At 32.8% G+C, this 13,202-nt stretch carries 7 protein-coding genes; 2 read left to right on the top strand and 5 right to left on the bottom strand.

All coding sequences use genetic code 11. From position 1 onward, the window contains the following. Window positions 1-12: 12 nt before the first annotated feature. Entirely contained in the window at window positions 13-609 is a 597-nt protein-coding gene (locus tag WAF17_RS12280; protein ID WP_338759768.1) for an NUDIX domain-containing protein, read from the bottom strand. 509 nt (window positions 610-1,118) lie between these two features. Between WAF17_RS12280 and WAF17_RS12275 the strand changes: the two genes are divergently transcribed. Together WAF17_RS12275 and WAF17_RS12270 are read left to right on the top strand one after the other, a co-directional pair. Continuing rightward, window positions 1,119-3,371, top strand: coding sequence for a RelA/SpoT family protein (locus tag WAF17_RS12275; protein ID WP_338759766.1), 2,253 nt, complete (start codon window positions 1,119-1,121; stop codon window positions 3,369-3,371). Window positions 3,372-3,930: 559 nt separating this feature from the next. Next, complete coding sequence (locus tag WAF17_RS12270) at window positions 3,931-4,821, top strand: lytic transglycosylase domain-containing protein (RefSeq protein WP_338759764.1); 891 nt, start codon at window positions 3,931-3,933, stop codon at window positions 4,819-4,821. Window positions 4,822-4,838: 17 nt separating this feature from the next. Here the strand turns inward: WAF17_RS12270 and WAF17_RS12265 are convergent, their stop codons facing one another. The 4 genes from WAF17_RS12265 to WAF17_RS12250 form a co-directional block, all read right to left on the bottom strand. Continuing rightward, window positions 4,839-6,269: a tetratricopeptide repeat protein gene (locus WAF17_RS12265; RefSeq protein WP_338759762.1), complete on the bottom strand. Its 1,431-nt coding sequence runs from the start codon at window positions 6,267-6,269 to the stop codon at window positions 4,839-4,841. Between the two features lie 198 nt (window positions 6,270-6,467). After that, complete coding sequence (locus WAF17_RS12260; protein ID WP_338759760.1) at window positions 6,468-7,661, bottom strand: RsiV family protein; 1,194 nt, start codon at window positions 7,659-7,661, stop codon at window positions 6,468-6,470. 210 nt (window positions 7,662-7,871) lie between these two features. Continuing rightward, a complete protein-coding gene (gene ccsA / locus WAF17_RS12255) occupies window positions 7,872-10,532 on the bottom strand; it encodes a cytochrome c biogenesis protein CcsA (RefSeq protein ID WP_338759757.1) in 2,661 nt (886 codons plus the stop codon). Between the two features lie 237 nt (window positions 10,533-10,769). Continuing rightward, window positions 10,770-13,022 carry a GAF domain-containing protein gene (locus WAF17_RS12250; RefSeq protein WP_338759754.1) on the bottom strand — a complete coding sequence of 751 codons (2,253 nt, stop codon included), beginning with the start codon at window positions 13,020-13,022 and terminating at the stop codon, window positions 10,770-10,772. Between the last annotated feature and the right edge of the window lie 180 nt (window positions 13,023-13,202).

Here is a 13,202-nt window from a genome sequence, read left to right as displayed (position 1 = left end):
ACATATAAAAATCTAAAATTCAATAATCTGAGAAAGTAAATATTCAATTGAAGCCCACGTATTATTCAAGATATAAGGAATTTCGATTTCTTTGAGCCACGTTACTTTTTCTATCCCCTCTTCGATTTGTGGTTGTGGCGTACTTTCATCTTCCGTACTCATCTCAAACCAGTAGGTTTTCTTTATGATTTCTTTTCCTTCGTAGGTATAAATATGATAAGTAGTTGGTAACTCTTTTACAATTTCAGCTTTCACACCACACTCTTCTTCTACTTCTCTAACGGCAGCTTCAGCATTCGTTTCATTTTCTTCCAAATGTCCTTTTGGCAAATCCCATTTTCCATTTCTAAAAATCCAAAGCTGTAAAGTATCACGCATCACTAACCCTCCAGCAGCCTCTCTAATTTTAAATTTTTTGGCAAATTCTTCAAATGACTTTTCTATATCATCTGTTTTTATGTAAGCTCTAGTAAAATCAGTTCTTGTCTTGAGAGAAAGGTATAATTTATAACTGTCTTTTATTTCTTCGGTTTGCAAAATACGTCCTCCTGTTACTTCAGGATATTCATTGACGAATTCTAAATAATTATTTTGAACGAAAATACGCATCGTTTTTTTATTTTTTGATAAGATAATAGAGAACCTTTGCACTCAAGGCTTATAAACCTAGAGACTAGATACTACAAAAGTGCAAAAAAAATCTGTTTTAGACTAGTTTTTTTTCTTGATTTATATATATAATTAAATTTTGTATTTAAAAAATCATATAAAATAGATTAGGTTCTTCTTGACAAATGCTAACCGTATGACTACCTAATTTGTTGATTTATAAATATATTTTTTCTTTAAGAGTTAGAATATATGAAATAAAATGAGTAATTTAGTTTAGCTACTTATCTAATTTGAATAAGTTTTAGGTGATCTTACAAAAAGTATGACACTTATTCATCTTACTATTTGAGCATAAATTATGGTCAGCAAGGGTATCAGAAATAACAAGACTTAGCTATTTTTGATGCCCTTACTGATAATGAAAAAATACTTTGTAACTAGAATCATTTTAAAAATTAGAAAGCAAAAATAATAATTCTTATAAGATTAAACTTTACTGAAAAGATATGTCAATACCAGAAAAGGGAGTAGAAATTTCCAATAAAACGGAAGAACAACAACTAGAAAAAGAAAAAAACGAGATTTTACAACGTTATCGCCATTTAATGCGATTGGCACGTCCTTATATGCAAGGAGATGATACCAAAAAAATTAAAAAAGCATTTCAGATAGCTACTGAGGCACACGGAAACGTACGTAGAAAATCAGGAGAGCCTTATATTTTTCATCCTATCGAAGTGGCAAGAATTGTTGTAGAGGAAATGGGATTAGGAACAACTTCTATTATTTGTGCGCTTTTGCATGATGTTGTTGAAGATTCAGATATTCCTCTTTCAAGACTAGAAAAAGAGTTTGGTAGTCGTGTCGCCAAAATCATTGATGGACTTACAAAAGTTCCTAGTGATATGTTTGGACAAGAAAAATCACAACAAGCAGAAACATTCAGAAAAGTTCTCTTGACGATTTCAGAAGATATTCGTGTTGTTCTTATCAAAATTGCAGACCGTTTGCACAATATGCGTACACTAGAAAGTATGCCTAATGCAAAGCAACTTAAAATAAAAGCAGAAACACAATTTATTTATGCACCCCTTGCCCACCGTTTGGGATTGTATAATATTCGTTCTGAGCTAGATGATTTGTCTTTGAAGTATTCTAACCGAAAGGCATATAATGAAATTGTTGAGCATATCAAACGAACGAAGGCTTCTCGTACTCGTTTTATCAATGAATTTAAAAAGCCGATTGAAGAAGAACTAGCACGACAAGGGCTAGATTTTGAAGTAAAGAGCCGAATGAAATCTATTTCGTCTATTCATAAAAAAATGGTCAAGCAGCAAATTCCTTTTGATGAAGTCTATGATTTGTTTGCTATTCGAATTATCCTAAACACAGGAGTCGGAGAAGATGAAAAGGCTGCGTGTTGGCGTACTTATTCTGTCGTAACTGATTTTTATCAGCCTAGTCCACAACGTTTGAGAGATTGGATTAGCGCACCCAAAACGACAGGTTATGAATCGTTGCATACAACTGTAATGAGCAAACGAGGGCAATGGGTAGAAGTCCAGATTCGAACTCACAGAATGGACGAGATAGCAGAAAAAGGCTATGCAGCTCACTGGAAATATAAAGGAGGAACAGATAAAAGTGAATCCAGTATTGAAGGTTGGATTGCTAGAGTGCGTGAAAGCATCGAAAACAAAGACCTTTCTGCATTAGAGTTTATTGATGAATTTCAGAATAACTTTTTTAGTGATGAGATTTATGTCTTTACACCAAAAGGAGATTTGAAAGTGCTACCACAAGGCTCTACGATTTTAGATTTTGCCTTTGATATTCATTCTGAAATTGGTGAGCGTTGTATGGGTGGAAAAGTAAATCATAAACTTGTTCCTCTCAACTATGAGCTTCAAAATGGCGACCAAATAGAAATTCTTGTTTCTTCTAAAACGAAAGTAAATGAAGATTGGCTCTCTTATGTTCGTACCTCAAAGTCAAAACAACTTATTCGTCAGTCTCTCAAAAAAGACCAAAAAATAATTGTTGAAGACGGAAAAGACATTGTAAAACGAAAACTCAAACAGCTCAAACTTGATTTTAATGACGAGACTGTCAATCAGCTTCTAGATTATTTTAAATATAAGTATGCTTCTGATTTTTATTATGCTGTCGGAAAAGGAAAAATTGAGCATACACAAATTAAGAAGTTTAGAGAAGAAGATGAGCAGTATAAAGCTGCACAGATAAAACCGAAAAAAGAAAGCAAGGGATATAAAAAGAAGAAAAAAGACGATATTCTTATGATTGGAGGAGACTCTACAATTGAGTTTCATTTGTCTAAGTGTTGCCACCCAATTCCGGGAGATAATATTTTTGGATTGACTACAAGTGGGCGAGGAATTCGTATTCATCGAACAGACTGCCCGAATGCTGTCGCTATTATGGCTTCGTATGGAGATAGAATTATTTCTGTAAATTGGTCTAGCCAAAAATCACAAACTTTTGAAGTCTTGCTTACCATTATTGGTGCTGATAGAATGGGACTTGTAAATGATGTTACTCGTATTATTTCCAATCAGAATAAAGTTAATATCTGTGGAATTAGTTTTAACATTAATGAAGAGACTGTTTTTGAAGGAGAGATTCGTTTGCGTGTCTTGAATACTGACCAAGTGCAAAAGCTAATTGTAGAGCTTAAAGAGCTAGACGGAGTAGTTCAGGTAATGCGACAGGATGAAGATGAAATTTTGAGTGATTAGATTTTTAATGAAAATAGATTAACCTTAGTCAGAGTAGATTAAGGTTTTTTTATGTCCTACTTTCCCAAAATGAGAAAGTAACCCTTCCATTTTGAAAAAATATTGTTTTATCAAAATTCTATCAAAAAATAAAAATAGCCTCATTTGAGCTTTAAACAATGATTTTGAGTTATTCCGACTTATTTCTACCTTTTTTTTGGCGTTGGCAAGTATATTGAAATATATAAATCAAATAAATGATTCTCAAAGTAGCTGATTGTAGTGATACAAAATTTTTGACAGCAACTTTATTTTTTAAGAATCCTTTATTAAGAAAGTCAAAATTGAGCAGTATGCGATTTGTCAATCAGAAATGATTATTTTTAGCAAATCCTTATTTTTTAACTGTTCAGTTATACTTTTATAAGAAACAAGCAAAATCCCTTTCCATTTTTTTAGGAAGGGATTTTTTGTGTTTAAAATGCATTTGGAAAGCTTGATATTAAGCTGAAAAGAAGAGTATTTTTCCTTATATTTACTTACTAGATATTTTATAACTCACTAATTTATATACTCTACTTTGAAAACCACCTATTTTACTTTTGCTTTTCTATTTATTTTATTGTTTACTACTTTTTCTTGTGTAGCTCAAAAAGTGAGTGATATTCAGACAGTCGTTCCTGTCCAAATTCCTGATACAGTTATGTTTGCAGGAGAGAGAGTTCCTTTAGAAGATGAAAACATAAAAGAAAGGTTGGATAGAGAACTCATTTCGATTGTTTATGGACATGCCTATACGATGCTTTTATTGAAGCGTTCGGGTAGGTGGCGCAAACCTTTGGAGGATAGCCTTATGAAATATGGGATTCATAAAGATTTTTTTTATTTAGCAATTGCAGAAAGCAGCCTTGACCCAATGATAAAGTCGAATAGAGATGCTTTAGGAACGTGGCAGTTTTTGGAAGAAACAGGAAAACAGTTTGGTTTGGTCATCAATAACAATATTGATGAGAGACAAGACCCATTAAAATCTTGTGTTGCAGCCACTAAATATTTTCAACAAGCCTATAAAAAATTTGGAAGCTGGGCAGCTGTTGCAGCTTCATACAATAGAGGAATGGCAGGATTGGAAAAAGCAATGGATAATCAAGGAACAAGAAATTATTATGATTTATTCTTAAATGCTGAAACTTCTCGTTACGTACTCCGAATTACTGCCTTAAAAATGGTTTTGGAAAACCCTAAAAAGTATGGCTATTGCATAGAAGAATATGAATATTATGATACTTTTGAGTTTGATGAAGTAAAAATTACAGAAAATATTGAAAGCGTTCCTAAGTGGGCAAGAGAACACGGAATGACTTACAAAGAGTTTCGTTTGTATAATCCTGCTATTTCTATCAACGACAATGAATATAACTTTGTAGCACCAAAAGGAGGTTATATTTTTCGTGTGAGAAAGAAAAAGTAATTTTTTAGAGCTTTATTTTACTCCGTAATTTTCCATGTGCTTTCTCCTTTTGCTGTTTGAGCAATAATTTGATTGTTTTCAGTATCGAAACGAGCATCTTTTATAAAAGATTGATGCTCATTTGTTCGTAAAGACTTCATAACTACTTTACTTCTAGTATCATAGAGGTGCAGTATTTTGTCTGTCTGAATCAGAAAATATCTTCCACTGTTGCCCAAAATCACTTTTTCATTATCCTTAAAATGAAACGTTGAGAACTCATTTACTTGCCTTGCTCCTCTAGTATCTAAGGTGTAATAATATATTTTATTACCTTTACTAATTACAGAAATCGACTCATAAGCAAATATTTTGTTGTCTATTTCTTCTTTTTCTTTTTCACTTAGTTTTTCAAATTCTCTCAAAAACAATTCTCCATATACAAAAGTAGCTTGTGGCATTCTTGCACCTTGAAAAGTAGTTAGAAGTTTTCCCAACTTTGTTTCTTCTTCATTATCAGTAAGAGGTTTTGAAAACTCGTACTGTTCTTTATTTTCGTTGACTTTTTCTTCTTCCAAACTTCTCAACTCTACAAGTCCACTTTCATAGCTCAAAAGCACTTCTGTTTTTTGTAAATTCTCTACCCAAAAATGAAGCTTTTCGTCTTTATTTATAAACTCTTCCCACTCTTTTGGGTATTCTTTTAAGGTAGAATAATCTAAGTCTTTGTTCAAATCTTTTGCATTTGTAAACAAAATGGGTGGCTCTGCTTGTGCCTGTGTGATAAGCGACAACTGTTTTGTAGGATACTCCGAATTAGGCTTGTAGTGTGTAGCTCTCTTATACCAATAACTTGCGTCTTTGTAATTTTGCACTTTGAAAAAACGGTCTGCTTCTTCTAGAGCTAGTAAATATTCATTCTCAAGCTGTTCTAAAAGATGTAAAGCTTCTGTATTGCTTGGGTTTATATTGAGAGCTTTTATGTAAAAACTTTCAGCTTTTGTATAGTTTTGTGCCTTATAATATGCCTTTCCGTTGTTGATATAGTGTTTTTCAGTAATCGTAATTCCCTGAGTGCTAATTGACTTGGCTGGTGAAGTGAGGGTATCTATTGCCATCGTCATCATTCCCACAACGCTACTCAAAACACAAACAGCTATTAGAACTCCCCCAGAATGTTTTTTATAAAAAGCTACTTTTTTTCTTTTCTCAATTTTCCTTCTGTCTAAAGAAAGAGTACGCAATGTAGGTACTTTTTTGAGTGTTTTAGGTTGATGACAATGTGAACGACCAATATACTCCCAAGAATCCACCATGAAAGCTGACTTACAGACACTACAAAAAACAACTTCATCTCCTTCTTCTATAATTTCGTGTGTAATCGAATCTTGTCTTTTTTGAGCAAGGAAATGAGCGTGTTTTGTTTTGCTTATAAGATGAGAATGAATTTTTGAAGTAGATTTTTTCATAATGGAGATATTTTATCAATTTCCTTCCTGTTAGCTCTATTTAAACACTATCTTAATTGGTTTATAAACAAAGAGTTAATAAGATAAGATGTAGTAAGTAAGATACGTTCTGATAAGATTATCTGTTTCACTTTTTTTGAAAAAAAGTCAATTTTATGAAAAAAACTACGTTCTCAAACATTTTTTATAGTTCGTATTCTAATAGTTATTTTCTATTACTTCCTGTAATGAACTATCCTTTTTTATAAGGTCTTTTATTTTCGAATAAGGAATAAAAATTTCAAAAGCTCCCATTGAATGCGCAGCAATTTCTTTTTCATTAAAACGAAATGTAATTCCACCTTTACTAAGTGCATAATTATCATTCAAGACAAACTTGTTATCCTCAAAATTGATTCCCTCTGTTGAAAAATCTTCAATGTCTTTAAAACCATATTTATTACGAAAAACATCTTCGGCTACTTTGGTTAGCTTTGGCATAAAATCTTTCTCAAAAAGTTCTTCTAATTTAATACGCTCTCCTGTACCTAAATCAAAGTTCACAAAGTTTATCTTTTCGTCAGCATAAACACCTCCTTCAAAAACACTTTCGACAAACTCCAAAACTATAATATTATGATTATTATAATCTAATATAATCTGATGATGATTATCCCATATTGGCATTTGTCCACTTTCTTTTTGAGCTTTTTCACTTGCCTTTTTATAACGGTTTACAAAATCATCTAAAAATTCGCTATGATCGCCAAATTGTTTTTTTGTACTTGTAGGGTGTTCATAGTTTAAAATATGGCTATTAATAAACTCATTTATTTTTTTAGCAGTAGCGTTGTGTTTCTCATCTCCCATCACTACATAAACCAAATCAACAGTTGCCGTTCCACTATAACTTCTACCTTCATGGACTACCCAAAAGCTAGACGATTTTTCTGGATAATTTTCTTTTACAGTAAAAGTATTATATTCCTCTCCATCAAAGGAATGCCAAGTACCTGCAATTTCGGTAGGAGACATAAATTTTCCTTCAAAGAAACCTACTATATTAGCATCTCCTTCTTCTGTTCTTCCTTCAATTTCTTCTAAAGAAACACGTCCTGTTTCAGAAATTGTTCCTCTGATAGTTCCTTTTTCTTCTTTGTCTAAAAAGTAGAAATGTCCTTCTAGGGTAGAACCAAAACGCATCAAATCAAATTCTATGCGTTGGTCGCCAAGCTGTCCATCTAATTTTTTATAAAAATATTTGGCAATCTTGACAGGTGTTTTTTCTTCCTTTTTTATTTTTTGTTCTTTATTTTGGGCTATGCTAGAAAAAGAAATAGCAAAGAGAAGTGAAAAAATCAATAAAAATGATTTTTTTGAAATAGTAAAGTGAGCAAATTTATTTAACTCCATTATAAAATGTTTTTTGAATAAAAAGAATAATATTTTTAGATAAGATTACTTTAGAAACTACTTGATTTAATTTGTTTGCTTTAAAAGTTGCTAAATTTTAGTCTGTTCGTTGTTATGTTTTTATCAAATAGTTTGCTAATTTCTTCAGAAATACTTTGAATAGGTCTAATTTACTTGATTTTTATTTTAAAGCTATTAAAAAGAGTACCATCAAGCTAATTCTACTTCATTTTTTGGCTTTTTTTGATTAGACTTTTTAGAAATAGTTACTTTTCTAGCTTCTGTATATCTTCTCCACATTGCCACCAAAATACCAAGTGTCATCACGCTTACACCGAGCCAAAGTAAACTAATATACGGTTTTTCCAAGGCTTTCATGATTATCCAATCACGCTGTGTCGTTCTGATTTTGAAGGTAAATTGTTCTGTTTTTGGGTCAATATTTAGCATCGTAAACTCTACACCAGCTGATTCTATGATTTCAGGAACACCACGCACTTCATTTCCTTTTATCTGAAAAATAGGCTTTGCAGTGTAGGTTTCTTCTCTATCCAAAATTCTAATTTCAGCATAAATCATATAATCTTCATCTGCCAAAGGCTTTCCACGATGTACGCCATCTAATACTGCCACAAAATCATTGACAATAAAAGTATCCATAGGAGCTAAAACTTTTGTTTCTGGCTGACTCCAAGTTCTTTCTTCGGCTGGGTCTGGAAGGCTACTAAGATGCGTATAAAGGTCGCTTGTAACTGATTGAGAAATATCTGGACTTACTACAAATCCCATTTGAGGATTTTGCTGTACACGAGGAAAAAGTGTAAACGTTTCTTTCGTAAGCGTATCTACATAGTCAATTTTGTAGTAAGTATTTTCTTCAAAAATTCGGATTGTATCTCCTGCTTTTACTTCTACTTTGTCATTGTGAATCAAATCTTTTTGAGCCACTACTTTGTGAGCATAGGCTGTTCCCTTTACATCTTCTTTATTTACATAATGAGAAAAATTTGGAGAATCCCAATACTGTCCCTTATAAGTAACTGCATATTTGCTCATTTTGGTAGGCTGACTACGGAAAAGCAAAACATTTTCTCTATTGACTTCATCAGAAAATTCTTTATTATACAAAAGTCCTGACATATTCATAGAAACAATTTCATCATATCCTGAAGAAGATAAAATACCAAAAAACATTAAAGCAACACCAATATGCGCCAACGCACCACCTGCTAATTTTGGGTTGAACTTAATAGTTCTTGCAATAGAAATTCCATTACTGACAAGTGCATAAACAGAAGTTAGAATCAGAATTATATACGCTATTTCTTTTGCCTTAATGATTGCAATAAATAAATCATAAAAACTTGTATAGTCTTGAGGTAAAGTCAATTTTATTTGAGCAACTGCAATAATAATTGTAGTAATAATAGCTGTCAAGACTAAAGGAATAACGAAATTATCTTTGATATTGGATTTTTCAATTCTTTTCCACCAAAAAATTTGTGCTGTTGCAGAAAGAAAAGCAATTCCGACACTAAACCAAAGTTGCCATTTTGTATAAAACATTTCTGGGTCAGCTGGAGGAGCTACATTTGAATCTATTCCTAAATTATCTAAAATAGCATTATACACTGGGATAGAAGTAGGAACTAAAACTTGTAGCGCAGAAAGTCCTAAAACTACAACACCAAGCGTAACCCAAAATTCACCTGAATAAAAACTAGATTCTTCTTTTGATTTTGGAAAGTTATTCCAATTCATAAAAAATAAAATACTTGCACCAATTACAAAGAATAAAAGATAAATCAGAAGCTGACCAGAAAGTCCTAAATCTGTAAAAGAGTGAACCGAAGTATCTCCCAAAATTCCACTACGAGTAAGGAAGGTAGAGTACAAAATCAATAAAAAACTAGAAAGCATCAAAACAGCAGAAAGTTTTGCCATTGAAGGTCGCTTTTGTTGCATTGTCATGGCATGTATTCCTGCAATCAAAACTAACCAAGGGATAAAAACAGCATTTTCTACTGGGTCCCAGTTCCAATACCCACCAAAATTAAGTGTTTCATACGCCCAATATGCACCCATTACAATTCCTACTCCCAAAATGGCAGCAGCTAATAAAGACCAAGCAAAGGTAGGTTTGAGCCATTTGGTAGTTTCTTTTTTCCAAAGTCCAGCAATCACAAAGGCAAAAGGCACAAGACAAAGCGCAAATCCTAAAAATAATGTAGGAGGATGAATAACCATCCAATAATTTTGTAAAAGTGGGTTCAGACCTGTTCCATCGACAGGAATATAATTAGGTTGAGACTGAAAAATGGGCGCATCCATCGCATCACGCAGCAAGATAAAAGGCGAACTACCAATTTTAAGATTAGCAAAAGGAACAATTACGCCCAAAATCATAGAAGCCAAAAATGCCTGTACAGTAGCAAAAACCATCATTACAGGAGCTTCCCATGCGTTGTTTTTCTTATGTTTGATAAAAATAGAGCGCAGAATAATCACAGCACCAATACAAACATGCCAAAAAATCCAAAGCAAGAAACTCCCCTCTTGCCCTTCCCAAAAACAAGAAATCATGTAATAATACGGTAAGTTGTTCGAAGAGTGACTCCACGCATAATGATACTCGTATTGATGATTATAGATAATTGAAAAAAGAACCACCACCACAGCAATCACAGAAAAAGCATGAACACCAAAAGCAAGGCGAGCCATTTTTTTCCAAGAGTATATTTCTAACTCTTTTTTATCTGAAAGTGATTCATTATTCTGACTAGCAAAATAATAAGCAATCGCAGCCACAATGGAAGAAACAAAAGAAAGGATGACAAATAAATGTCCTATCTGACCAATTAGTAAGTTCATAGAAGGAACAAAATCTATATAAAACTATTTTTTTTACGCTAAAGCGTAAGTTATTTTTATTTTAAAGAGGAAATAAGTTGTTAGTAAATTTGTTTTGCTAACATTTTGTAAATCAACTATTTATTTAACTAACCACCTATTTTTGTGCAAAGGTACGACCTAAAATATTCATTATCAATGAAAAACAATTAATAGGAGGAGTTTTTTACTTATTTTAGTACGATTGATAATGACTTACTACTTTTTACTCTCTAGCTCTTCTACTCTTTTCTGACAAGCGATTAATTTTTGTTTCATTTCTTCCTTTTCTTTAGTAATTTCTTCTATATTTTGATTCATATCTTCCATACTCATCGCCATCATTTCTTCTTGTGAGTTCATTTGTTCGATATACTGCTCTTGTTCTTTGTATGATTCTTCTAATAGTTTTTCTCGCTTTTCTACTTCTTGTTGTGCTTCTTGCATTTGTTCCATAGCTTGTTGCATAACATCTTCTTGCATACGCATTTGCTCAACAGCTTCTGCTTGTTCTGTCAATGTTTCTTCTAAGCGAATGGCTTGTGTTTTTTGCTCTGTAATGTCCGTCGCAATATGAATTACACGTTCTAGGTTTTTATAATTATCCATAACTGGATAATAAGTTGCACGTAACCAAAACGAAGATTTATCTTTTGCTTGACGTTCGAATTCTCCCTCTACTATAATTCCTTGAGTTAGATTTTCCCAAAGCTGCATGTATTTGTTAGACGTTTCATATCCCTCTTTTAATAAGATAGTATGAGGTTGTCCTTTTATTTCTTCTTCTGAATATTGAGATATTTTCAGATACAATTCATTTATTTCAGTAATGATTCCTCTTGGGTTTAGCTCTATCATAGCAGCAGCTTGATTAATGGCATTGAGTTGGTCTTCTAATTCTCTACTCTTTCTTTCTACCATTTCTTGTGTTGCTTGTAGCTCTTCGACGTTCTGACGCATTTCTTCTTCTTGCGCTCTCATCTGCTCGGTCATTTCTTGAGATTCTTTTAGGAGAAGTTGAGTACGTTGATTTGTTCTGACAGAAGACAACGTAGAAGCAAAACTTTCTACAATTTTTTCGACAAATTCTATGCGATAAGGTTCTGGAGGATTGAAAAAGGCAAGTTCTACCACTCCATATAATTTCTGATTATAACTCAAAGGAGTGAGTAAAATTGAAGATGGGTTTGTATTTCCAAGCCCAGAGGTAATATGGATATAATCATCAGGAACATAAGATAAAAATACAGTCTCACCTTCTTGCCAAGCTTGTCCTGTAAGTCCTTCTCCTTTTCGTATTTTTTTCTCTAAATATTTAGGTTTGTCCCACGCATAAGCAGCAGCTAAATACATAAATTCACCTTCTGAATCGGGTGTTTCAGAAATCACAAAAACTCCCCCCTGATTTGCCTCTGTATATTTTACTAAACGTTGAACAATAGCAGCAGCAAATTCTTCTGTATCATCATAGTTAGCACGGAGAATATCTCCAAATTGCGCTATTCCTTCTGTTATCCAAGCTCTTCGACGATCTTCTTCGGCTACTTTAGCCAAGCTATTACGCATATCTAAAAGAGAGTTTCCGAGAATATCATTTTCCCCCAAAACATCAAAAGCACTATTATACTTTCCACTTCCTATCTTACGAGCAAATTCTGAAGTATTTTTTAGGCTTTTGATAAGTTCTTGCAAAGAACGTGTCATTTGCCCAATTTCATGATTTCCTATTCGTATTCCAAAGTCAGAATTAGGAATAGAACCTCTAGCCAATCCAGCTAACACTTGATTGAGCTTTTGAATAGGTTTTGAAACACTTTTTGTGGTTAAAAAACTTGCCATAGAACCAACAATAAAAGTAGTGATACCTAAACCTAATATAATTTTATATAACCAGTTTAGAGAACGTTCGACAGAATCTCCATCTGCTTGTTTTTCTTTTAGTTTACTTGCTTCTAATGCTTCTAAATTCTTTATGAGTATATTACTATTGGGAATAATCATTTCGTTTACTAACCGAATTGCTTTTTCTCTTTTTGTGCCATCACTATAATCTTCCGAACGGTTGAGCGTATTCATTACTTCTTGCTCTGTTTGAAGAATGTCATCAAAAGCGATGATTATAGAATCTACACGATATACATTTTCTTTGTTTTGCCAATCTCTTTTGAGTGTACTTATTCTATCTTTTACTTCTGGGAACTGCTCATTATGCAGCAAAATCAAATCTTCTTTGTCATCAATATTATCAGGCAGATGAATCCAGTTGGTAATATACATCTTTGAGCGTGTTACAAGCAAAAGCAAATCATTAATAGCCTCTACCGAAGGAGTAATTACGGAAAAGGATTGATGAAGCATTTTTTGGCTACGTGAGAGCATAAACAAGCTCAATGAAGCACTAATCACAGCAGCAATAATAATAATGAGATTACCAGCACGAACACGTTTGCCAATAGTATTGAGTTTCCACATAGAAAAATATCTATCTACTAATTAAATTTTGTTTTTCAGAAATTAGAATATTTTTTTAATTTAAATACACTTTTTGGAAAGATAATCAAAAAGCTACTGAATAAAAAGATTTTTCGATAGGAATTTGTCCAGATGATGAACCTATTCACTTAAAAGAGTTGGATAACCTAATCAAAAGAA

Source organism: Bernardetia sp. ABR2-2B (assembly GCF_037126435.1).
Taxonomy (GTDB): domain Bacteria; phylum Bacteroidota; class Bacteroidia; order Cytophagales; family Bernardetiaceae; genus Bernardetia.
The sequence above is the reverse complement of the archived record's forward strand: the minus strand, read 5'-3'. Positions and strand labels throughout refer to the sequence as shown.